The organism is Streptomyces sp. NPDC056883 (genome assembly GCF_042788835.1).
Lineage (GTDB): Bacteria > Actinomycetota > Actinomycetes > Streptomycetales > Streptomycetaceae > Streptomyces > Streptomyces stoeckheimensis.
This window is the reverse complement of record NZ_JBHUBS010000005.1, coordinates 332004-354640: the sequence shown is the minus strand read 5'-3', so window position 1 is coordinate 354640 and position 22637 is coordinate 332004. Positions and strand designations below refer to the sequence as shown.

The following is a 22637-nucleotide window of genomic DNA, read 5'->3' as shown; positions in this document are numbered from 1 at the left end:
CAGGGCTCCGCCGGTAGGGCACGAGGTGCCCGCCAGGCGGGACGGAGCGGCAAGTCGGTTTCCAGGCAAGAAGTTTGGCTGACCAGCAGGTGAGAAGGGCTTGTCCCCGGTAGAGGCCGGGCTGTTCAATTTCCGAGAGTGAACAGGTCTTCCGGCATACGCCCCCGTCCGCTCCGCCGCCCCGCACGGGGCCCCGCCCTCCCGGCCGCCGTCCTGCTGGCGCTCGTCCTGGCCGGCTGTTCGGATCCGGAGGGCGGCGCAGCCGCGCACGGGGAGCCGGAACTCGGCGAGGTCGCCGTCGCCCCGCCCACCGCCTCGCTCACGCTGCCGCTGGACGCGTACACGGACACCGACGTCGAGACGGTCCGCATGGGGCAGGTGCAGCAGCGGCTGCTCTCCCGGTGCATGGCCCGCTACGGGTTTCCGTACGAGGAGGTCAGGCCGTCCGGTCAGGCCGGTGCCCAGGGGCCCGAGGGGCGGCACCGGGTGCTCTTCGGAGCGGCCGATCCGGAGTTCGCGGCCGCCCACGGCTACGACGTGAACGCGGGCAAGGGGCCGCCGGTCAGGCCCCCGGCCGCCCCGCTGAGCGAGAGCGCGGCCCTGGTCATGCACGGTGAACGGCCGGGCGGGCAACAGGGCGGCGCACAGCCCCCGGACGTCCCGAACGAGGAGCAGGCCGCGCAGGTGGACAGCGGCATCGACGTCGGCGGGCAGAAGGTGCCGGCCGGCGGATGCGTGCGGGAGGCCTACCGCAAGCTGTACGCGCCGACGAAGGACAGCGTGGACCTGCTGTTCCCGTTCGGGCTGGCATCGGAGGCGCACGAACGCTCCAAGGGCGATTCGCGGGTGGCCGAGGTGCTGAAGAACTGGTCGGCGTGCATGGAGAAGTCGGGGTACACCGGCCTGAAGGATCCCTACGAGGTGGTCCAGAAGCTCGGCCTGGAGGCCGATCCGGGCGGTCCCAAGGCCGTCACCGCGGCCAAGGCCGATGTCGCCTGCAAGCGCGAGGTGAACCTCGTGGGCATCTGGGCGGCGGTGGAAGCCGCCTACCAGAAGCGGCTGGTGGAGGAGCAGGCCGAGACCCTCGCGCTGTACAAGAAGCAGCGCGAGGCCCGCTACAAGCTGGCGGCCGGGCTCCTCTGAGCCCGGCGCGGCCCGCTCAGGAGGGCCGGGGCAGGCAGGTCCGGTACGCGTCGAGGTGGTCCTTCTTGAGGGACTGCCACTGCTCGGTGGTGCCGCCGTCCTGCTGCTGCACCTCTCCGGTGACCGGATTCGGGTCCGGATACCAGGAGATGCCCCGTTCCCTCATGCACGCGGAGGACTTGCGGGCGGCGGCGAGTTCCTGGGCGCTCGCCTGCACGGGGGAGGGCGAGGGGAGCAGCGGCAGGCAGGCCTTCTGGGCCTCGGGGTACTGCGGACTCTCCTTCTCCACGATGTGCGGAGCCCCGTTCTCCCCGTAGGAGAGGGTCATTCCGTGCTGCTGCATGCACGTGTAGAACGGGACATCCGCCGCCGCGAGGGAGGGGGCGGCGGTGGGTCCGGGCTTTCCCGCTCCGGAGTTCTTCCCCGGGACTTCCCCGCCTCCGCATCCGGTCAGTGCGAGGCACAAAAGGAGTGACGAGGATATTTCGCGTACACGCACGAGGTGTTTCCCTTGCGGTCGGCGGAGTGAAAGGTCGTGTCGGTGCGGGGGAGGGGCCGAAGGCCGCGGGAGAGCGTAATCGGGTGCCCGGAATGCCGACAAGTCCGTTACGGGCCATGGTGGTTGTGGCCTGAACAGCTGAGAAGACCCTTGCCCTGCAGTGCCCCGGAAGGTTTAATCCCGGCCGGAATCAATTCCCTCAAGATGGAGAAAATGCCCATGAGCAAGACCCTTAACAAAATCGCTGCCGGCTGTGTCGCCGCGGTATCCGTCGGCGCCGCTCTCCTGGTGACGGCCGGGCCGGCCGCCGCCAACACGGAGAGGAACGGCTATCTGGAAACCAGCGAGTTCGGCCTTTACTACAACTCCAACCAAGGGGGCTGTGTCTTCGACCTGATGTCCTCGGACTGGAACTTCTACAACAACCTCTTCGTCGGGCCGGAGGACTGCGCCGGCCGGAACCGGGTGACGAACGACGACACCGCGTCCTACCGGAACCGGGACACGTACACGTGGAAGGTGGCCACGGATCCGAACCTCGCCGGTCTGGTCGGTTCGCTCCCCCCGGGCTACGCGGGCAACGCCAGCCTCAACTTCAAGAACAAGATCACCTCGGCGACGTTCCTCGACTGACGGAACGGCACAGGACTCAGGCGCCCCTCACGCCCCTTCAGGGGCTCCGGGAGCCTCCAGGCGCCTCCGGGAGCCCCAGGACGGCCGAAAGGCCGGTACTCCACCCCCGAGCGGGGGAGTACCGGCCTTTCGTGCGTCACCGGGAGCGGCCCGGGACTGCGGGGAGATGTCAGAGGACGCGGACGGCGCCCGTCGGCTTGTCGTAGCTCAGGGAGCGCTCGACGATGCCGGTGCTGGGGTTCTGCGCGCCGACGAACTTGCCGCCGCCGACGTAGATGGCGACGTGGTACGCGCTGCCCTTGGAGCCCCAGTACAGGATGTCGCCCGGCTGGAGGGCGTTCAGGGAGACCGAGGTGCCGGCCGAGGACTGCGCCTGCGACATGCGCGGCAGGCTGATGCCGGCCTGGCGGTACGCGGCCTGGACGAGGCCCGAGCAGTCGAACGAGGACGGGCCGGTGCCGCCCATGACGTACGCCTTGCCGACCTGCGCGCGGGCGAAGTTGACGATGGCGGCGGCGGAGCCGGTCGCGGGGGCCGTGACGGTGCCCTTGCCCTGCGAGGACCCCGCGGAGGAGCCGTTCGAGGAGGAACCGGAGTTGCTCTGGATCGGAGTGCGGGCCGCGCTGCGGCTGGCGCGCTCGGATTCGGCCTTGCGGTCCGCCTCTTCCTTCGCCTTCGCCTCGGCGTCGGCCTTCTGCTGGGCGTCGGCCTTCAGCTGCTTGGCCTCGGCGGCGGCGCCCGTGCGGGCGGTCTCCTCCAGGGCGTTGAGCTCGCCGTCGACGGCGGCGGCGCGGGTGTTCTCCGCGGCCTTGGCCACGGACGAGGACACCTCGGCGCTCAGGTCCAGGTTGAGGACCGGCATCTCGAGGGTGGTCTCGTGTACGGGCTCGGCGGAGGGAGTGGCGCTCGCCGTGCCGGCCATGGCCAGGGTGCTGAGGACGCCACCGGCAACTCCGGCGCGGACCGCGAGCTTCGAGGCGCTGCGGCGGGGCTTCCGGTGGCTGGGTATGTGAGCGGTGAGGGACATGGGTCAACCGCTATCAGGGCCTCGCGGTTCCGTTCAAGAAACGTGGTCTGCGCCACAGTTGTGCGCGAAGCGGGCTAACCGGGCGCGTCGGACCTCTTATTGACGCCGTAACGGGCGAATCGGACAGCCGCTCACAAGGCTGTGATCATGGGGTTTCCGCAATAAGTCCGAATTGATCCCGGGCCTACCATCCACCTGCACAGATGGCCAAGCCCCCTTTCGGTACCGCGAATTCCGAGTGGCGCAGGTCACAGAAGCGTCACGCGATGCGGACGCTGTGGCCCTCCTGTGACCGAACCGTGAACTCGCCGCCGGGTCGGGGTCGCCTCGACCCGGCCGGCGGGTACGCCTGCGGGGTGCTCGTGGAGCCCTACTGCCCCGACTTCGTGAACGCATGCACGCGTCCACTCCCGTACGCGCGAGGTCCCCCGACCGGGGGACGCCGATCCCTTTATCATCACGCGCACCGCCTCGCCAATTTGCGTGCAGTGGCCACGATTTGATAGTGCAACATGCCCTCCACCTGCAACGACAGGTGCGGATGTCACCTTTGGTGATCATGTGGATGCTTCACGTATGAAGATCACCACTCATTGGGCTTCATGATCGTTCGTCAGGTGGTGGAGATCACAAACTCGTTGTTGTAACCCGTGTCGCAGATCACAGATGGGCGGGCATAAGATGCGCACCAGTCCGGCTTGTGAACTGCCTCACATGCGAGGCGGGGCGCGCGGCGCCGGCAGCGGTCCAACGGTCAAGGACGACTGGAAGGAGCGAGGAGCGTGAATGCGTACGCGCCCATCCTCGTGCTCGGCGCCCTCGGCGCAGGGTTTGCGATCTTCTCCGTGGTCATGGCCACGCTGATCGGTCCAAAACGGTACAACCGGGCAAAACTTGAAGCGTACGAGTGCGGCATCGAGCCCACTCCCATGCCGGCCGGTGGCGGCCGCTTCCCCATCAAGTACTACCTGACGGCGATGCTCTTCATCGTCTTCGACATCGAGGTTGTCTTCCTCTACCCCTGGGCGGTCACCTTCGACTCGCTGGGGATCTTCGGGCTCGTCGAGATGCTCCTCTTCGTGCTCACCGTCTTCGTCGCCTACGCCTACGTATGGCGCCGCGGCGGCCTGGAATGGGACTGAGGGGCTGAATTTCCATGGGACTGGAAGAGAAGCTGCCGAGCGGCTTTCTGCTGACCACCGTCGAACAGGCCGCGGGATGGGTGCGCAAGGCGTCCGTCTTCCCGGCCACCTTCGGCCTGGCCTGCTGCGCCATCGAGATGATGACCACCGGAGCGGGCCGGTACGACCTGGCCCGCTTCGGCATGGAGGTCTTCCGCGGATCCCCGCGCCAGGCCGACCTGATGATCGTGGCCGGCCGGGTCAGCCAGAAGATGGCGCCGGTGCTGCGGCAGGTGTATGACCAGATGCCCGCTCCCAAGTGGGTCATCTCTATGGGTGTTTGTGCGTCTTCGGGCGGAATGTTCAACAACTACGCGATCGTCCAGGGCGTCGACCACATCGTCCCCGTGGATATCTACCTGCCCGGCTGCCCGCCCCGCCCCGAGATGCTGCTCGACGCGATCCTCAAGCTCCACCAGAAGATCCAGGGCGGCAAGCTCGGCGTGAACCGGGAAGAGGCGGCCCGCGAGGCGGAGGAGGCGGCCCTCAAGGCGCTCCCCACCATTGAGATGAAGGGGCTCCTGCGGTGAGCGAGGACCCGGCCGTGCACAGCGGCCCCCAAGCCGGTAACGGCGACAACGTGCCCGCACCCCGCGGAGCGGCCGGCCCCGAGGTGATCGGCGTCCGCAAGGGCATGTTCGGCGCCAACAACGGCGGCGACACCAGCGGCTACGGCGGCCTCGTGCGCACCGTGGCCCTGCCCGGTGCGAGCGCCCGCCCGTACGGCTCGTACTTCGACGAGGTCGTCGACGAGCTCGAAGGGGCGCTGGAGGAGCAGGACCTCGTCCCGGACAACGCGATCGAGAAGGTCGTCGTCGACCGGGCGGAGCTGACCCTCCACATCGCGCGCGAGCACCTCCTCCTCGTCGCGAAGACCCTGCGCGACGACCCGGCCCTGCGCTTCGAGCTCTGTACGGGCGTCAGCGGGGTGCACTTCCCGGACGACAAGGGCCGCGAGCTGCACGCCGTCTACCACCTGCGCTCGCTCACCCACGGCCGGATCGTGCGGCTGGAGGTCACCGCCCCGGACGCCGACCCGCACGTCCCCTCGATCGTCTCCGTCTACCCGACGAACGACTGGCACGAGCGCGAGACGTACGACTTCTTCGGCCTGATCTTCGACGGGCACCCGGCCCTCACCCGGATCATGATGCCGGACGACTGGCAGGGCTTCCCGCAGCGCAAGGACTACCCGCTCGGCGGCATCGCCATCGAGTACAAGGGCGCCCAGATCCCGGCTCCCGACCAGCGGAGGTCGTACAGCTGATGAGCACGTCCAACCACGCCTCCGCCGACCACGCTTCGGCGCGCGAAACCACCGAGGGCACCGTCTACACCGTCACCGGCGGCGACTGGGACGAGATCGTCCAGTCGGCGGCCCGCGCGGACGACGAGCGGATCGTCGTCAACATGGGCCCCCAGCACCCCTCCACCCACGGAGTGCTCCGCCTGATCCTGGAGATCGACGGCGAGACGGTCACCGAGGCCCGCTGCGGCATCGGCTACCTCCACACCGGCATCGAGAAGAACCTCGAATACCGGAACTGGACGCAGGGCACCACCTTCGTCACGCGCATGGACTACCTGACGCCGTTCTTCAACGAGACGGCGTACTGCCTGGGCGTCGAGAAGCTGCTCGGCATCACCGACCAGATCCCGGACCGCGCCTCCGTCATCCGCGTCCTGCTGATGGAGCTCAACCGGCTCTCCTCCCACCTGGTGTGCATCGCCACCGGCGGCATGGAGCTGGGCGCGACCACGATCATGATCTACGGGTTCCGCGACCGCGAGCTGATCCTCGACGTGTTCGAGCTGATCACCGGACTGCGCATGAACCACGCGTTCGTCCGCCCCGGCGGCCTCGCGCAGGACCTGCCCCCGGGCGCCGTGGACCAGCTCCGCGAGTTCGTGAAGACCATGAAGAAGAACCTGCCGGAGTACGACAAGCTCGCCACCGGCAACCCCATCTTCAAGGCCCGCATGCAGGACGTCGGCTACCTCGACCTCACAGGCTGCATGGCGCTCGGCGCCACCGGCCCGGTGCTGCGCTCCGCCGGCCTCCCGCACGACCTGCGCAAGACGGACCCGTACTGCGGCTACGAGAACTACGAGTTCGACGTGCCGACCACCGAGTCCTGCGACTCCTACGGGCGGTTCCTGATCCGCCTGGAGGAGATGCACCAGTCCCTGCGGATCGTCGAGCAGTGCCTGGACCGGCTGGAGCCGGGCCCGGTCATGGTCGCCGACAAGAAGATCGCCTGGCCGGCGCAGCTCGCGATGGGCCCCGACGGCCTCGGCAACTCGCTCGACCACATCAAGCAGATCATGGGCACCTCCATGGAGTCCCTCATCCACCACTTCAAGCTGGTGACCGAGGGCTTCCGGGTACCGGCCGGCCAGGCCTACGCGGCCGTGGAGTCGCCCAAGGGCGAGCTCGGCGTGCACGTCGTCTCCGACGGCGGAACCCGCCCCTACCGGGTCCACTTCCGCGACCCGTCCTTCACCAACCTGCAGGCCATGGCGGCGATGTGCGAGGGCGGCCAGGTCGCCGACGTCATCGTGGCCGTCGCCTCCATCGACCCCGTGATGGGAGGCGTCGACCGATGACGGACATTTCCCTGGGCATGCCCCAGCTGCCCGCCCCCGACTACCCGGCCGAGGTGCGCGAGCGGCTGGCCGCCGACGCCGCCGAGGTCATCGCCCGCTACCCCGACAGCCGCTCCGCGCTGCTGCCGCTGCTCCACCTGATCCAGTCGGAGGAGGGGTACGTCTCGCGCACCGGCATCCGGTTCTGCGCCGACGTACTGGGCCTGACGACCGCCGAGGTCACGGCCGTGGCCACCTTCTACACGATGTACCGGCGCAAGCCCTCCGGGGACTACCAGGTCGGCGTGTGCACGAACACCCTGTGCGCGGTGATGGGCGGCGACGCCATCTTCGAGGAGCTCAAGGACCACCTCGGGGTCGGCAACAACGAGACCACCCCCGACGGCAAGGTCACCCTCGAGCACATCGAGTGCAACGCGGCCTGCGACTACGCCCCCGTGGTGATGGTCAACTGGGAGTTCTTCGACAACCAGACCCCCGAGTCCGCCAAGGCCATGGTCGACGACCTGCTGGCGGGCCGCCCCGTCGAGCCGACCCGCGGCGCGCCGCTGTGCACGTACAAGGAGACCGCGCGGATCCTGGCGGGCTTCCCCGACGAGCGCGAAGGCGCGGTCGAGGCGAGCGGCGGCGCGGGTCCCGCCTCGCTGATCGGCCTGCGCATCGCGCGCGGCGAAGCCCCGCACACCCCGATCGTGCACCCGCGCGGCGAGGCCACCATCGAGGGAGGGGAGTGATGACCGTGTCCACCGAACTGAGCAAGAACGGAACCAGTCCGGAGAAGCTCCTCGCGCCCGTCCTGTCGGCGTTCTGGGACGAGCCGCAGTCGTGGACGCTGGAGACCTACCGGCGCCACGAGGGCTACGAGGGCCTGCGCAAGGCGCTCGCCATGACCCCCGACGACCTCATCGCCTACGTGAAGGACTCGGGCCTGCGCGGCCGCGGCGGCGCCGGCTTCCCCACCGGCATGAAGTGGCAGTTCATCCCGCAGGGCGACGGCAAGCCGCACTACCTCGTCGTGAACGCGGACGAGTCGGAGCCGGGGACCTGCAAGGACATCCCCCTCCTCTTCGCCAACCCGCACTCCCTCATCGAGGGAATGATCATCGCCTGCTACGCGATCCGCTCGGAGCACGCCTTCATCTACCTGCGCGGCGAGACCGTGCCGGTGCTGCGGCGTCTGCACGAGGCCGTGCGCGAGGCGTACGAGGCCGGTTACCTCGGGGAGAACATCCTCGGGAGCGGGCTCAAGCTCGACATCACGGTGCACGCGGGAGCGGGCGCCTACATCTGCGGCGAGGAAACGGCCCTTCTGGACTCCCTCGAAGGCCGCCGCGGCCAGCCCCGGCTGCGGCCCCCCTTCCCCGCGGTCGAGGGGCTCTACGCCTGCCCCACCGTGGTCAACAACGTGGAGTCCATCGCCTCGGTCCCCGCGATCCTGAACAAGGGCAAGGACTGGTTCAAGTCGATGGGGACCGAGAAGTCCCCCGGCTTCACCCTGTACTCGCTCTCCGGCCACGTCGTCGGCCCCGGCCAGTACGAGGCCCCGCTCGGGATCACGCTGCGCCAGCTCCTCGACATGAGCGGCGGCATGCGCCCCGGGCACCGGCTGAAGTTCTGGACCCCGGGCGGCTCCTCCACCCCCATGTTCACGGACGAGCACCTCGACGTCCCGCTGGACTACGAGGGCGTGGTGGCCGCCGGCTCCATGCTCGGCACCAAGGCCCTGCAGTGCTTCGACGAGACGACCTGCGTGGTGCGGGCGGTGACCCGCTGGACCGAGTTCTACGCCCACGAGTCCTGCGGCAAGTGCACGCCCTGCCGCGAAGGCACGTACTGGCTGGTCCAGTTGCTCCGCGACATCGAAGCGGGCAAGGGGGTCATGTCCGACCTCGAGAAGCTGAACGACATCGCCGACAACATCAACGGCAAGTCGTTCTGCGCGCTCGGCGACGGCGCCGCCAGCCCCATCTTCTCCTCGCTCAAGTACTTCCGCGCGGAGTACGAGCAGCACATCACGGGCAAGGGCTGCCCCTTCGACCCCAAGAAGTCGACCCTCTGGGCCGACACGGAGGTGACCGCATGACCGTGACCACTACGGCAGCCTCCGGCGGCGGAGAGGCGGCGGTCCCGGCGGACCACATCTCCCTGACCATCGACGGCATCGAACTGTCGGTACCCAAGGGGACCCTGGTCATCCGGGCCGCCGAACAGCTCGGCATCGAGATCCCCCGGTTCTGCGACCACCCCCTCCTCTCCCCGGCCGGCGCCTGCCGCCAGTGCATCGTCGAGGTCGAGGGCCAGCGCAAGCCGATGGCCTCCTGCACCATCACCTGCACCGACGGCATGGTCGTCAAGACGCAGCTCACCTCGGAGGTCGCCGACAAGGCCCAGCGCGGGGTGATGGAGCTGCTGCTCATCAACCACCCGCTGGACTGCCCGGTCTGCGACAAGGGCGGCGAGTGCCCGCTCCAGAACCAGGCGATGTCGCACGGCAACGCCGAATCGCGGTTCGAGGGCAAGAAGCGCACCTACGAGAAGCCCGTACCGATCTCCACGCAGGTGCTGCTGGACCGCGAGCGGTGCGTGCTGTGCGCGCGCTGCACCCGCTTCTCCAACGAGATCGCCGGCGACCCGATGATCGAACTCCTGGAGCGCGGCGCGCTCCAGCAGGTCGGCACCGGCGAGGGCGACCCCTTCGAGTCGTACTTCTCCGGCAACACCATCCAGATCTGCCCGGTCGGCGCCCTCACCTCGGCCGCCTACCGGTTCCGTTCCCGCCCCTTCGACCTGGTCTCCTCCCCGAGCGTGTGCGAGCACTGCGCGGGCGGCTGCGCCACCCGCACCGACCACCGCCGCGGCAAGGTGCTGCGCCGGATGGCCGCGGAGGACCCCGAGGTCAACGAGGAGTGGATCTGCGACAAGGGCCGCTTCGGGTTCCGCTACGCGCAGCGCCCCGACCGGCTCACCACCCCGCTGGTCCGCGGCAGCGACGGGGTCCTGGCCCCGGCCAGCTGGCCCGAGGCCCTGGAGGCCGCCGCCAACGGGCTGGCCGCCGCGCGCGGCCGGGCCGGAGTGCTGACCGGCGGACGCCTCACCGTCGAGGACGCCTACGCGTACGCCAAGTTCGCCCGGGTCGTGCTCGACACCAACGACATCGACTTCCGGGCCCGGGTGCACAGCGCGGAGGAGGCCGAGTTCCTGGCGGCCACCGTCGCCGGCACCGGCAAGGACCTCGACGGCAGCGGTGTCACCAACACCTCGCTGGAGGCGGCCCCGGCCGTGCTCCTCGTCGGCATCGAGGCCGAGGAGGAGGCCCCCGGGGTCTTCCTGCGGCTGCGCAAGGCCCACCGCAAGCACAAGCAGCGGACCTTCGCCCTCGCCCCGTTCGCCACGCGCGGTCTGGAGAAGGCGGGCGGCACCTGGCTCGCCGCCGCCCCCGGCACCGAGCCCGAGTGGCTGAACGCACTGGCCTCGCAGGCCGGCCTGGAGGACGGCGGCCAGGCCGCCGCCGACGCGCTGCGCCTGCCCGGCGCCGTCATCGTGGTCGGGGAGCGCCTCGCGGGCGTGCCCGGCGGGCTGACCGCGGCCGTCCGGGCCGCCACAGCCAGCGGCGCCACCCTGGTGTGGATCCCGCGCCGGGCCGGAGAGCGGGCCGCCGTCGAGGCGGGCGCGCTGCCGTCCCTGCTGCCGGGCGCCCGCCCGGCCACCGACCCGCGGGCCCGCGACGAGGTCGCCACCGCCTGGGGCCTGGACGAGCTGCCGCACCGCTACGGCCGCGACACCGGCCAGATCGTCGAGGCCGCCGCCACCCGGGAGCTGTCCGCCCTGCTCGTCGCGGGCGTGGAGCTCGCCGACCTGCCGGACCCGGCCCGCGCCAAGGCCGCCCTCCAGGAGGCCTTCGTGGTCTCCCTGGAACTGCGGCCCGGAGCGGTCACCGACCTCGCGGACGTGGTCTTCCCGGTCGCTGCCGTCGCCGAGAAGCCGGGCGCGTTCATCAACTGGGAGGGCAGGGTCCGGCCGTTCGAGGCCGCGCTCAAGCCCGAGCAGATGACCCGCCGGCTCGCCCCCGCCGACTCCCGCGTGCTGCACATGCTGGCCGACGCGGCCGACCGGCCGATCGCGCTGCCCGACGTACACGCCGTACGCCGGGAGCTCGACGCGCTCGGCCCGTGGGCCGGGGAGCGCGCCGCCGGGCAGTCCGGAGACCGGGCACTGCTGCCCCGGCCGGGTGCGGGAGAGGCGGTCCTCGCGGGCCACCGGCTCCTCCTCGACCAGGGGCTCCTGCAGGAGGGCGACGAGGCCCTGGCCGGCACCCGGCACGAGGCCGGCGCCCGCCTGTCGGCCGCCACGGCCGCCGAGACCGGCGTCAAGAACGGCGACGTCCTCGCGGTGACCGGCCCCGCCGGCTCCGTGGAACTCCCGCTGCGCATCACCGAGATGCCCGACCGGGTGGTCTGGCTCCCGATGAACTCCACCGGCTCCGGGGTCCTCGCCGACACCGGAGCCCGCCCGGGGGAGCTGGTCCGCATCGGTCCGGCCACCCCCGCCGACACCAGCGACTCCCCTGCGGAGGTGGGCGCGTGAACACCGTTCAGATCGCCGCCGAAGACCTCTCCCTGTTCGGCAGGGACGTCTGGTGGCTCGTCGTCGTCAAGGCGGTGTTCTGCTTCGCCTTCCTGATGGTGACCGTGCTCTTCTCCATCGTGTGGGAGCGCAAGGTCGTCGCCTGGATGCAGCTGCGCATCGGCCCCAACCGGCACGGCCCCTGGGGCATGCTCCAGTCGCTCGCCGACGGCGTGAAGCTGATGCTGAAGGAAGACCTGATCGTCAAGCGGGCCGACAAGGTCGTCTACGTCCTGGCCCCGATCATCGCGGCGATCCCGGCCTTCATGGCCATCGCGGTGATCCCCTTCGGCCCCTCGGGCAACGAGGTCTCCATCTTCGGCCAGCGCACCACGATGCAACTGACCGACCTGCCCATCGCGATGCTCTACATCCTCGCGGTGGCCTCGGTCGGCATCTACGGCATCGTCCTGGCGGGCTGGTCCTCCGGCTCCACGTACCCGCTCCTCGGCGGCCTGCGCTCCTGCGCGCAGATGATCTCCTACGAGATCGCGATGGGCGCGGCCTTCGCCTCGGTCTTCCTCTACTCCGGGTCGATGTCGACCTCGGCGATCGTCGAAGCCCAGGCGGACCGCTGGTACATCATCCTGCTGCCGGTCTCCTTCATCATCTACGTCATCACGATGGTCGGCGAGACGAACCGCGCCCCCTTCGACATGCCTGAGTCCGAGGGCGACCTGGTCGGCGGCTTCAACACCGAGTACTCCTCGATCAAGTTCGCGCTGTTCATGCTCGCCGAGTACGTCAACATGGTCACCGTCTCCGCGGTCTCCGTCACCCTGTTCCTGGGCGGCTGGCGGGCCCCGGCGCCGATCTCCACGTACTGGGAGGGCGCGAACCACGGCTGGTGGCCGATGCTCTGGTTCGTCCTCAAGGTCCAGCTGCTGCTGTTCTTCTTCATCTGGCTGCGCGGCACGCTCCCGCGCGTGCGCTACGACCAGCTGATGAAGCTCGGCTGGAAGGTGCTCATCCCGGTCTCCGTGGTGTGGCTGATGCTGGTCGCCACCGTCCGGGCGCTGCGCAACGAGAACTACGACTTCCAGGAGATCGTGCTCTACGTCGGCGGCGGGGTCATCGCGCTCCTGCTGCTGTCCTTCGTCGCGGACCTGTTCCGCGACAAGAAGGAGAAGACGGCCCTCGCGGACGCCGAACTGGCGGCCGCCGCCGAACCCTTCGACCCCCTGGCGGGCGGATTCCCCGTACCGCCCAAGCCCGGCCAGCACCTGGCACCCGTACCGCGCAGGCGGCCCCGCAGTGAGCGGGAGCTCATTGTCAGTGGCGCGGCGAATACTGACAGTGACCGAGAGGAGGGTGCTGAGAATGTCTGACAAGTCTGACGCCGAGCAGGGCGAGAAGTGGCAGAACCCGGTGGCCGGCTTCGGCGTGACCTTCAAGGCCATGTTCAAGAAGCGCCTCACCGAGCAGTACCCGGAGCAGGAAAAGACCACCGCACCCCGCTTCCACGGGCGGCACCAGCTCAACCGCCACCCGGACGGTCTGGAGAAGTGCATCGGGTGCGAGCTGTGCGCCTGGGCCTGTCCCGCCGACGCGATCTACGTCGAGGGCGCGGACAACACCGAGGAGGAGCGCTACTCCCCGGGTGAGCGGTACGGCCGGGTCTACCAGATCAACTACGCCCGCTGCATCCTGTGCGGGCTGTGCGTCGAGGCGTGCCCGACCAGGGCGCTGACCATGACGAACGAGTTCGAACTGGCCGACTCCAGCCGCGAAGCGCTCATCTACACCAAGGAGCAGCTGCTCTCCGGGCTCACCGAGGGCATGGTCGAGGCACCGCACTCGATCTTCCCGGGCACCGACGACACGGACTACTACCGCGGGCTGGTGACCGGGGCGGCTCCCGGCACGGTCCGCCAGGTGGCCGTCTCCAAGGGCGAGGTCGCACCGGAAGACGCTTCCGAGGGGGTCGGGGCATGAGCGCCATCGCCGCGGCCGCCACCCTGACCTCCACCGGTGAGGCGGCCCAGTTCTGGATCCTCGGCACGGTCGCCGTCATCGGCGCGCTGGCCACGATCCTGATGAAGAAGGCCGTGCACAGCGCGCTGAGCCTGGCCGGGACGATGATCATCCTGGCGGTCTTCTACCTCGCCAACGGGGCGTACTTCCTCGGCATCGTCCAGGTCGTCGTCTACACCGGCGCGATCATGATGCTCTTCCTCTTCGTCGTCATGCTCGTCGGCGTCACCGCCGCGGACTCGCTGACCGAGACCATCAAGGGGCAGCGCTGGCTGGCCGCCCTGTGCGGACTCGGCTTCGGCATCCTGCTGATCGCCGGCATCTCCAACGCCAAGCTCACCCACTTCAACGGACTCGGCCGGATCAACTCCGGCGGGCACGTCGAGGGCCTGGCCACGCTGATCTTCACCAAGTACGTGTTCGCCTTCGAGATCACCGGCGCCCTGCTGATCACGGCGGCCGTCGGCGCGATGGTGCTCACCCACCGCGAGCGCACCGAGCGGGCCGCCACCCAGCGCGAACTCGCCGAGCGCCGCGTACGCGAGGGCGTACAGCTCCCGCCGCTGCCCGCACCCGGCGTCTACGCCCGGCACAACGCCGTGGACGTCGCGGGCCTGCTGCCGGACGGCACCCCCTCCGAGCTCACCGTCAACCAGACGCTGCGCGCCCGCGGCCAGATCAGGGACGTCTCCGGCAAGGCCCTGGACGACCTGAAGGCCCTGGAGCAGCGGTCGTCCGAGCGGCTCGGCCGCGACGCCCTCGGCCGCGACGCACGTGAGGAGGCCTCGAAGTGAACCCGGTCAACTACCTGTACCTGTCCGCGCTGCTGTTCACCATCGGGGCGGCCGGAGTCCTGATCCGGAAGAACGCGATCGTGCTGTTCATGTGCGTCGAGCTCATGCTCAACGCCTGCAACCTCGCCTTCGTCACCTTCTCCCGGATGCACGGCAACCTCGACGGCCAGATCATCGCGTTCTTCACGATGGTCGTCGCCGCCGCCGAGGTCGTGGTGGGCCTCGCGATCATCGTGTCGCTGTTCCGTACCCGCCACTCGGCCTCGGTCGACGACGCCAGCCTGATGAAGCTGTAAGGGGCGTTCACAGTGGAGAACCTGATTGTGCTGCTGATCGCGGCGCCCCTGCTCGGAGCGGCGGTGCTGCTCTGCGGCGGCCGGCGCCTCGACAAGGTGGGGCACTGGCTCGGCACCCTGCTCGCCGCCGCCTCCTTCGGGACCGGCGTCGTCCTCTTCGCCGACATGCTCGGCCGCGGAGCCGAGGACCGCACCCTGCACCAGCGGCTGTTCACCTGGATCCCCGTCGAGGGATTCCAGGCCGACATGGCCTTCCAGCTGGACCAGCTGTCGATGACGTTCGTCCTGCTGATCTCCGGCGTGGGCACGCTCATCCACATCTACTCCATCGGCTACATGGAGCACGACGAGCGGCGCCGCCGCTTCTTCGGCTACCTCAACCTGTTCGTCGCGGCCATGCTCCTGCTGGTCCTCGCCGACAACTACCTGCTGCTGTACTTCGGCTGGGAGGGCGTGGGCCTTGCCTCGTACCTCCTGATCGGCTTCTGGCAGCACAAGCCCAGCGCGGCCACCGCGGCGAAGAAGGCCTTCCTGGTCAACCGCGTCGGCGACATCGGCCTCTCGATCGCCATCATGCTGATGTTCACCACCTTCGGGACCTTCGCCTTCGGCCCGGTCCTCGGCTCGGCGGACGACGCCTCCGAGGGCAAGCTGACGGCGATCGGCCTGATGCTGCTGCTGGCCGCCTGCGGCAAGTCGGCTCAGGTGCCGCTCCAGTCCTGGCTCGGCGACGCGATGGAGGGCCCGACCCCGGTCTCGGCCCTCATCCACGCGGCGACCATGGTCACCGCCGGCGTCTACCTGATCGTCCGCTCGGGTGCCATCTTCAACGGCGCCCCGGACGCCCAGCTGGTGGTCACCATCGTCGGCGCCGTCACGCTCCTCTTCGGTGCGATCGTCGGTTGCGCGAAGGACGACATCAAGAAGGCCCTCGCGGGCTCGACGATGTCGCAGATCGGCTACATGATCCTGGCGGCCGGCCTCGGCCCCATCGGGTACGTCTTCGCGATCATGCACCTGGTCACGCACGGCTTCTTCAAGGCGGGCCTCTTCCTCGGCGCCGGTTCCGTGATGCACGGGATGAACGACGAGGTCGACATGCGCAAGTACGGCGGCCTGCGGAAGTACATGCCGGTCACCTTCATCACCTTCGGGCTGGGGTACCTGGCGATCATCGGCTTCCCGGGCCTGTCGGGCTTCTTCTCGAAGGACATGATCATCGAGGCCGCCTTCGCCAAGGGCGGCACCCAGGGCTGGATCCTCGGCGGGGTGACCCTGCTCGGCGCGGCGATCACCGCCTTCTACATGACCCGCGTCATGCTCCTCACCTTCTTCGGCGAGAAGCGCTGGCAGCCGGATGCTGAGGGCCACGCCCCGCACCCGCACGAGTCCCCGAAGTCCATGACCATCCCGATGATCATCCTGGCCTTCGGCTCGGTCTTCGCGGGCGGGTTCTTCGGGATCGGCGACCGCTTCCTGCACTGGCTGGAGCCCGTCACCGGACACCAGCACGGACACCCGCCGATCAGCGCCACGACGGTCACCGCGGCCACCATGGTCGTCCTCGTCATCGGCGTCGCCATCGCCTGGGCGATGTACGGCAGGAAGCCCGTCCCGGTCGTCGCCCCGCGCGGCTCGCTCCTCACCCGGGCGGCCCGACGGGACCTCTACCAGGACGACTTCAACCACGTGGTCCTGGTCCGCGGCGGGGAGCACCTGACCCGCTCCCTCGTCTACGTCGACCACAGCCTGGTCGACGGCGTGGTCAACGGGACGGCCGCCGGAGTCGGCGGGCTGTCGGGCCGGCTGCGCAAGCTGCAGAACGGCTACGCCCGCAGCTACGCGGTCTCGATGTTCGGGGGCACGGCGATCCTGATCGCCGCGACCCTGCTGATGAGGGCGGTGTGAGATGAGTTTCCCGCTTCTGACGGTGACGGCCGCGGTCCCCGCGGTCGGTGCGATCCTGACGGCGGCCGTCCCGGCCGCCCGCCGGACCGCCGCCAAATGGCTCGCCCTGCTCTTCTCGCTGGCGACGCTGGCCCTGGCCGTGCTCGTCGCGGTCCGCTTCGAGCCCGGTGGCGACCGCTACCAGCTCACCGAATCGCGCTCCTGGATCGCCGACTTCGGCGTCCGCTACGAACTGGGCGTCGACGGCATCGGGGTCGTGCTGATCGCACTCACCGCGCTGCTGATCCCCTTCGTGATCGCGGCCGGCTGGCACGACGCCGACCCGCTGGAGACCGAAGCAGCCAATAGCAGCTTCGCTGCGGGCTCGCGCTGGCGCCCGACCCAGGGCTTCTTCGCCCTGATCCTGCTGGTCGAGGCGATGGTGATCATCTCCTTCGAGGCCACCGACGTCTTCCTCTTCTACATCTTCTTCGAAGCCATGCTCATCCCGATGTACTTCCTCATCGGCGGCTTCGGAGACCGGGCGCACTCCGGGTCCGATGAGAACGCGGCCGCGCAGCGCTCGTACGCGGCGGTCAAGTTCCTCCTCTACAACCTGGTCGGCGGCCTCATCATGCTGGCCGCCGTCATCGGGCTCTACGTGGTCGCCGGGAACTTCTCGCTCCAGGAGATCACCGCCGCCCGCGCCGCGGGCACGCTCGACATGGCGACCAACACCGAGCGGCTGCTGTTCCTCGGCTTCTTCTTCGCCTTCGCGGTGAAGGCCCCGCTGTGGCCGCTGCACACCTGGCTGCCGAACGCGATGGGCGAGGCCACGGCCCCGGTCGCCGTCCTGATCACCGCCGTCGTCGACAAGGTCGGCACCTTCGCGATGCTGCGCTTCTGCCTCGGGCTCTTCCCCGAGGCCAGCAAGTGGGCCACGCCGGTGATCCTGGTCCTGGCCCTGATCAGCATCGTCTACGGCGCGCTGGTCGCGGTCGGCCAGCGGGACATCAAGCGGCTGGTGGCGTACGCCTCCATCTCGCACTTCGGCTTCATCATCCTGGGCATCTTCGCGATGACCTCCCAGGGCCAGTCGGGCGCGACGCTGTACATGGTCAACCACGGGCTCTCGACGGCGGCGCTCATGCTGGTCGCCGGCTTCCTGATCTCGCGCCGCGGCTCCCGGCTCATCGCCGACTACGGCGGCGTGCAGAAGGTGGCCCCGGTCCTGGCCGGCACCTTCCTGATCGGCGGCCTCGCCACCTTGTCGCTGCCCGGTCTCGCCCCGTTCGTCAGCGAGTTCCTGGTTCTGGTCGGCACCTTCGCCCGGTACCCGGTCGTCGGCATCATCGCCACCGTCGGCATCGTGCTGGCGGCGCTCTACACGCTGGTCCTCTACCAGCGCACCATGACCGGCCCGGTCAAGGAGGAGGTCCGCACCATGCCGGACCTGCGCCTGCGGGAGGTCCTGGTGGTCGCCCCGCTGATCGCGCTGCTGATCGGTCTGGGCGTCTACCCGAAGGTCCTGACCGACATCGTCAACCCGGCGGTGAAGCACACCATGTCTGATGTGAAGCAGACGGACCCGAAGCCGGAAGTGGCTGTCGAGGCCAAGAACGGGGAGGGGGCGAAGTGAGCACCGTGACTGCTGCTGCCCAGAACCTGCTGCCGAACCTGGCGGCCGCGGCGCCGATCGACAAGATCCCGGCCCCGCACATCGAGTACGCCCAGCTCTCGCCCACGCTCATCGTGCTGGGCGCGGCGATCATCGGAGTCCTCGTCGAGGCCTTCGTGCCGCGCAAGGGCCGTTACTACACGCAGGTGTTCCTCGCCGTGGCCGCCCTGGCCTCGGCCTTCGCGGCGGTCGTCGGACTCGCCGCCGGCGGGTACGGCAGCTCCAAGGCGCACATCGCGGCCATGGGCGCCCTGGCCGTCGACGGACCGGCGCTCTTCCTGCAGGGCACCATCATCCTGGCCTCGGTCGTGGCGATCTTCACCTTCGCCGAACGGCGCCTGGACCCGGCCGCCCACGGCAACCGGGTGGACTCCTTCGCCGCGCAGGCGGCGTCCGTACCGGGCAGCGAGAGCGAGAAGGAAGCCGTCAAGGCGGGCTTCACCACCACCGAGGTCTTCCCGCTCGCGCTGTTCGCGATCGCCGGGATGCTGATCTTCCCCGCGGCCAACGACCTGCTGACGCTGTTCGTGGCCCTGGAGGTCTTCTCCCTCCCGCTGTACCTGCTCTGCGCCGTCGCCCGCCGCCAGCGGCTGATGTCGCAGGAGGCGGCCGTCAAGTACTTCCTGCTCGGCGCCTTCTCCTCCGCCTTCCTCCTCTTCGGCATCGCCCTCGTCTACGGGTACGCCGGCTCGGTCTCCTACGCGGCGATCGCGGAGGTCGTCGACGGCACCGTGGCGAACATCGACCCGGCGCTCGCCGACACCATGGGCAACGACGCGCTGCTGCTGATCGGCGGCGCGCTGATCCTGATGGGCCTGCTCTTCAAGGTCGGCGCGGTTCCCTTCCACATGTGGACCCCGGACGTCTACCAGGGCGCCCCCACCCCGGTCACCGGCTTCATGGCGGCGGCGACGAAGGTCGCTGCGTTCGGCGCGCTCCTGCGTCTCCTCTACGTCGTCCTCCCCGGCCTGCGGTGGGACTGGCGGCCGGTCATGTGGGGCGTCGCGATCGTCACGATGCTGGCGGGCGCGGTCATCGCGGTCACCCAGACCGACGTCAAGCGGCTCCTCGCCTACTCCTCGATCGCGCACGCCGGCTTCATCCTGGCCGGTGTGATCGCGACTTCGGCGGAGGGCGTCCAGTCGGTCCTCTTCTACCTGGGCGCGTACTCCTTCGTGACGATCGGCGCCTTCGCGGTGGTCACGCTGGTGCGCGACGCGGGCGGCGAGGCCACGCACCTGTCCAAGTGGGCGGGGCTGGGCCGTCGTTCGCCTCTGACGGCGGCGGTCTTCGCGGTCTTCCTGCTCGCCTTCGCGGGCATCCCGCTGACCTCCGGTTTCTCCGGCAAGTTCGCCGTGTTCAAGGCGGCGGCGGAGGGCGGCGCGGGAGCGCTGGTCGTGGTCGGTGTCATCTCGTCCGCGATCGCCGCGTTCTTCTACATCCGGGTGATCGTCCTGATGTTCTTCAGCGAGCCGAAGGCGGACGGCCCCACGGTCGCCGTCCCGTCCCCGCTGACGATGACGACCATCGCGGTGGGCGTCGCGGTCACGGTGGTGCTGGGCGTGGCCCCGCAGTACTTCCTGGACCTGGCGGGCAGCGCGAGCACGTTCGTGCGCTGACCGCACCGAGCACGGCCGAGGGCCCGGCACCCCTTCCGGGGGGGCCGGGCCCTTTGGCGTGCCGGCTACCGAGGACGTCGACGCAGGATGGGAGTGAGGTCGAGCTCCACCGGGAACGTCACCGAGGCATTCACCCGGTCCCGGAAGGTGCCGGTGCTCGTGTAGGCGCCGGTGGCCGGGTCCAGCTCCGATGCGTGGACGAGGACTTGGCCCTTCTCGTACTCGACGCGCCAGTAGTGGGGGATGCCCGCCGCGGCGTACTTGACGGTTTTGATCTCGCTATCACGCATGCGGGAATCGTCCGATGCCACCTCCACGGCGAGCACCACGTCCGCGGCGGGCAGCCTCGTCTGGTCCCAGTCTCGGATGGCGTGCTCGTGGACTACGAGGACGTCCGGTTCGGGCCGGTTGTGCCGGTCGATGTCGATCGTGAACCTGCTGAGCACATGAAGGTCGGGGGGTGCCAGTGACTCCAGCAACTCGGTGAGAAGGCTCACCGCCCGCGAATGGAACAAGGTCTGTGGAGTCGGGGAGACGAGGTCGCCATCGATCAGCTCTGTGTGAGGGGGGAGTTCCGGGAGCGTGTCCAGGTCATCGGCGATCCAGCCGCCCGGCGGCCGGTTCATCGGTGCTCTCATGCGCCGAAGTCTTGCGAGTCCGGTCGGTGGGGCGCCGGGGATCGATTAGGGACCGCCCGCAGGGGTGAACGGGACCGTTGTGCTGACGCCGGGGTCAGTGGGGGTGGGGCATGGGGGTGGTGGTCTTCGGGCAGGTCAGGGCGGTGTTCCAGTTGTGGAAGCGGCCTGCTGGGTTGTCGCGGTATGCCCACAGGTGGAGGTCGTAGTGCTTGGGCATGCCCGTCCAGTGGCCGGGCATGGGGCCGTCGAAGGGGAGGCCGAACATGGTCGGGCGGTCGTCGGTGGTCTTCATGTCCTGGTCGCGGTCCTTGGACATCCACTCCACCGCCTCCAGCTTGCGGCGGCCGTGCTCGTCCTTCTCGGTGCTGTAGAGCAGTGCGGCCGGCTTGCTGGGGTCCGTCGAGCCCCAGTAGGCCTCCTTGACGTAGTGGTAGCCCATGGCGCCCGCCCCGAACGGGTTGGTCATGCAGGCCTCGCCGTGCGGGACGTACCCGTCCTTCAGGGCCTGCTGCTCGTCCGCGTACTTGCCCGTCACGCGGATCGCCGTGGCCATGTCCCGCATGGCCTTGGCGTTCCTCGGGTCCGGCGCGGGCCCGTCGACGCCGTGGGCGGGGGCGATGGCGGCCAGGCCGATGGATATCGCGGCGGCACAGGTCAGGACGGCCTTGCGGGGGCGGAGGGACATCGTGGCTCCTGCCGTTCGGGTGGGGACGGGGCGGGGCTTTCGTCCACCATCCCGGCGAGGCGGCGAGGCTGCACGCGGCGTGCCTCCGAACGGGGGGTCGGGTGCGCACCGCCCGGACCGAGACGGCCGCTGGGGTTTTCCCTCCGTAGCCATGCGCCAGTGCGGCGAGCCTTCGGGCGCCGTGCGTCACGCGGGGAGAAACAGGCGTTTATGGTGCCGTTATCGCCGCAGGTCAGAGGAGTGGAGGAGGCTTCTGGGCCTGTTGCGTGGCGGTGACATTCCGACGACGGATTGGGGATGTGGTCTGTGTGAAGATCAGTTCATCGCAGCAGCGACCGGGGGGAAGGAAGCCGGACCGCCAGCGAGATCCACTGATCTTTGATTCCTGGGGGAGTCCACCATGTCCGCTCGTACCGCCGCCGTCCTGCGCAACGCCTCCGCCGCCTTCGTCGTCGCCGCCATCGCCGGCACCGTCCTGATGCCGCTGTCGGCCCACGCCGACGAGAGCAACCCCAAGGCACTGAAGACCACGATGAGCGCCCCGGCGCCGAGCGGCCCGCTGGCCCGGGGCGGCGCGACGGAGACCTTCGAGCTGACGGTGGCCAACACGACGGACAAGGTCTCCTCCTACCACCCGTGGATGATCCTCGAGACGCCCGGCAGCACCGTGAAGCTCCAGGAGAGCGACGTGGTCTTCAAGGTCGAGGCGGTGTCCGCCCCGGAGACCACGTCCTCCATCGGGCAGCAGGACGGCGGATGGCAGGGCCTGTTCCGCCCGGCGGCCGCCGGGAACGGCGGCGACGCGGGCTTCGAGATCCCGGCCGGCGGGAAGCTGACCTGGAAGGTCACCATGGGCCTCGGCAAGAGCTACCCGGCCAACACCGGTGACTTCACGCTGCGTTCCTCGTCCTACAAGAACGAGATCGCCGACGGCGGCGAGGCCTCCCTGACCTTCAAGACCTCCACGGCCCCGACCGCCAAGGCGCCCACCTCCACCTCCACCGCGACCGCCGCCCCGGCCCCGGCCGGCTCCGCGAGCGCCGCCCCCGCGGCCCCCTCCACGGAGAGCACCCACCCCGCGACCGGTTCCATGGCGCACACCGACTCCGACTCCGACTCGGGCTCCGACACCGGCCTGTACGTCGGCCTGGCCGCCGCCCTCGTCGCCATCGGCGGAGCGGCCGCCTGGTTCGTCGCCCGCCGCCGCAAGGCCGACCGCGGCTAGTCCTACCCGTCACACGATCGACCAGCTGTCACACGAACGGCGCGGGGGGGGGGGGGGGAGGTGGTGGGGACCGTCGCCGCGTTGTTTTTCTTGGCGAGACCCACGAAGTGGGTTTCTCATAGCCCAAA

21 protein-coding genes are annotated in these 22637 nt (G+C 69.6%); 17 read left to right on the top strand and 4 right to left on the bottom strand.

The annotated features are described in order from the left end of the window. Positions 1 to 138: 138 nt before the first annotated feature. Positions 139 to 1143: a hypothetical protein gene (locus ACFRU2_RS16305; protein ID WP_382972365.1), complete on the top strand. Its 1005-nt coding sequence runs from the start codon at positions 139 to 141 to the stop codon at positions 1141 to 1143. 16 nt (positions 1144 to 1159) lie between these two features. Here the strand turns inward: ACFRU2_RS16305 and ACFRU2_RS16300 are convergent, their stop codons facing one another. Then, positions 1160 to 1486 (bottom strand): hypothetical protein, encoded by a 327-nt coding sequence (locus ACFRU2_RS16300; RefSeq protein WP_382972363.1) that lies wholly within the window; start codon positions 1484 to 1486, stop codon positions 1160 to 1162. Between the two features lie 375 nt (positions 1487 to 1861). Here ACFRU2_RS16300 and ACFRU2_RS16295 point away from each other — a divergent pair, with 375 nt between their 5' ends. Continuing rightward, a complete protein-coding gene (locus ACFRU2_RS16295; RefSeq protein WP_382972361.1) occupies positions 1862 to 2275 on the top strand; it encodes a hypothetical protein in 414 nt (137 codons plus the stop codon). A 169-nt stretch (positions 2276 to 2444) separates the two neighbouring features. On the opposite strand, the gene ACFRU2_RS16290 is transcribed toward ACFRU2_RS16295, so the two are convergent. Next, a complete protein-coding gene (locus ACFRU2_RS16290; protein WP_382972360.1) occupies positions 2445 to 3302 on the bottom strand; it encodes a C40 family peptidase in 858 nt (285 codons plus the stop codon). 782 nt (positions 3303 to 4084) lie between these two features. Between ACFRU2_RS16290 and ACFRU2_RS16285 the strand changes: the two genes are divergently transcribed. From ACFRU2_RS16285 to nuoN, 14 genes are read left to right on the top strand one after another with little or no spacing between them, the layout of a single operon-like run. Next, positions 4085 to 4444: an NADH-quinone oxidoreductase subunit A gene (locus ACFRU2_RS16285; protein ID WP_030010013.1), complete on the top strand. Its 360-nt coding sequence runs from the start codon at positions 4085 to 4087 to the stop codon at positions 4442 to 4444. Positions 4445 to 4458: 14 nt separating this feature from the next. Beyond that, the gene (locus tag ACFRU2_RS16280) at positions 4459 to 5013 is read left to right on the top strand and encodes an NADH-quinone oxidoreductase subunit B family protein (RefSeq protein ID WP_243339941.1); all 555 of its coding nucleotides are present in this window, start codon (positions 4459 to 4461) and stop codon (positions 5011 to 5013) included. Next, complete coding sequence (locus tag ACFRU2_RS16275) at positions 5010 to 5750, top strand: NADH-quinone oxidoreductase subunit C (RefSeq protein WP_382972358.1); 741 nt, start codon at positions 5010 to 5012, stop codon at positions 5748 to 5750. The genes ACFRU2_RS16280 and ACFRU2_RS16275 overlap by 4 nt, the downstream gene beginning before the upstream one ends. Further along, the gene (locus tag ACFRU2_RS16270; protein ID WP_382972356.1) at positions 5750 to 7090 is read left to right on the top strand and encodes an NADH-quinone oxidoreductase subunit D; all 1341 of its coding nucleotides are present in this window, start codon (positions 5750 to 5752) and stop codon (positions 7088 to 7090) included. The genes ACFRU2_RS16275 and ACFRU2_RS16270 overlap by 1 nt, the downstream gene beginning before the upstream one ends. Continuing rightward, positions 7087 to 7824 (top strand): NADH-quinone oxidoreductase subunit NuoE, encoded by a 738-nt coding sequence (gene nuoE / locus ACFRU2_RS16265; protein ID WP_382972354.1) that lies wholly within the window; start codon positions 7087 to 7089, stop codon positions 7822 to 7824. The genes ACFRU2_RS16270 and nuoE overlap by 4 nt, the downstream gene beginning before the upstream one ends. Then, on the top strand, positions 7824 to 9173 hold the full coding sequence (gene nuoF / locus ACFRU2_RS16260; RefSeq protein ID WP_382972352.1) for an NADH-quinone oxidoreductase subunit NuoF: 1350 nt from the start codon (positions 7824 to 7826) through the stop codon (positions 9171 to 9173). The genes nuoE and nuoF overlap by 1 nt, the downstream gene beginning before the upstream one ends. After that, positions 9170 to 11674: an NADH-quinone oxidoreductase subunit G gene (locus ACFRU2_RS16255; RefSeq protein ID WP_382972350.1), complete on the top strand. Its 2505-nt coding sequence runs from the start codon at positions 9170 to 9172 to the stop codon at positions 11672 to 11674. The genes nuoF and ACFRU2_RS16255 overlap by 4 nt, the downstream gene beginning before the upstream one ends. Beyond that, entirely contained in the window at positions 11671 to 13041 is a 1371-nt protein-coding gene (gene nuoH, locus ACFRU2_RS16250) for an NADH-quinone oxidoreductase subunit NuoH (protein ID WP_266905640.1), read from the top strand. The genes ACFRU2_RS16255 and nuoH overlap by 4 nt, the downstream gene beginning before the upstream one ends. After that, positions 13034 to 13648, top strand: a complete 615-nt coding sequence (nuoI, locus tag ACFRU2_RS16245; protein ID WP_382972348.1) for an NADH-quinone oxidoreductase subunit NuoI — start codon at positions 13034 to 13036, stop codon at positions 13646 to 13648. The genes nuoH and nuoI overlap by 8 nt, the downstream gene beginning before the upstream one ends. After that, positions 13645 to 14481, top strand: coding sequence for an NADH-quinone oxidoreductase subunit J (locus tag ACFRU2_RS16240; protein ID WP_382972346.1), 837 nt, complete (start codon positions 13645 to 13647; stop codon positions 14479 to 14481). The genes nuoI and ACFRU2_RS16240 overlap by 4 nt, the downstream gene beginning before the upstream one ends. Beyond that, positions 14478 to 14777 (top strand): NADH-quinone oxidoreductase subunit NuoK, encoded by a 300-nt coding sequence (gene nuoK / locus ACFRU2_RS16235; RefSeq protein WP_112449176.1) that lies wholly within the window; start codon positions 14478 to 14480, stop codon positions 14775 to 14777. Before ACFRU2_RS16240 ends, nuoK begins: the two co-directional genes overlap by 4 nt. Before the next feature lie 12 nt (positions 14778 to 14789). Then, complete coding sequence (gene nuoL / locus ACFRU2_RS16230) at positions 14790 to 16685, top strand: NADH-quinone oxidoreductase subunit L (RefSeq protein ID WP_382972344.1); 1896 nt, start codon at positions 14790 to 14792, stop codon at positions 16683 to 16685. 1 nt (position 16686) lies between these two features. Continuing rightward, entirely contained in the window at positions 16687 to 18303 is a 1617-nt protein-coding gene (locus ACFRU2_RS16225; protein ID WP_382972342.1) for an NADH-quinone oxidoreductase subunit M, read from the top strand. A gap of 38 nt (positions 18304 to 18341) precedes the next feature. Further along, entirely contained in the window at positions 18342 to 19961 is a 1620-nt protein-coding gene (gene nuoN / locus ACFRU2_RS16220) for an NADH-quinone oxidoreductase subunit NuoN (protein ID WP_382972574.1), read from the top strand. A gap of 65 nt (positions 19962 to 20026) precedes the next feature. Here the strand turns inward: nuoN and ACFRU2_RS16215 are convergent, their stop codons facing one another. Together ACFRU2_RS16215 and ACFRU2_RS16210 are read right to left on the bottom strand one after the other, a co-directional pair. Further along, the gene (locus tag ACFRU2_RS16215; RefSeq protein WP_382972340.1) at positions 20027 to 20599 is read right to left on the bottom strand and encodes a Uma2 family endonuclease; all 573 of its coding nucleotides are present in this window, start codon (positions 20597 to 20599) and stop codon (positions 20027 to 20029) included. Positions 20600 to 20693: 94 nt separating this feature from the next. Then, a complete protein-coding gene (locus ACFRU2_RS16210) occupies positions 20694 to 21284 on the bottom strand; it encodes a hypothetical protein (RefSeq protein WP_382972339.1) in 591 nt (196 codons plus the stop codon). A 400-nt stretch (positions 21285 to 21684) separates the two neighbouring features. Between ACFRU2_RS16210 and ACFRU2_RS16205 the strand changes: the two genes are divergently transcribed. After that, positions 21685 to 22509 carry a hypothetical protein gene (locus ACFRU2_RS16205; protein WP_382972337.1) on the top strand — a complete coding sequence of 275 codons (825 nt, stop codon included), beginning with the start codon at positions 21685 to 21687 and terminating at the stop codon, positions 22507 to 22509. Positions 22510 to 22637: the final 128 nt, after the last annotated feature.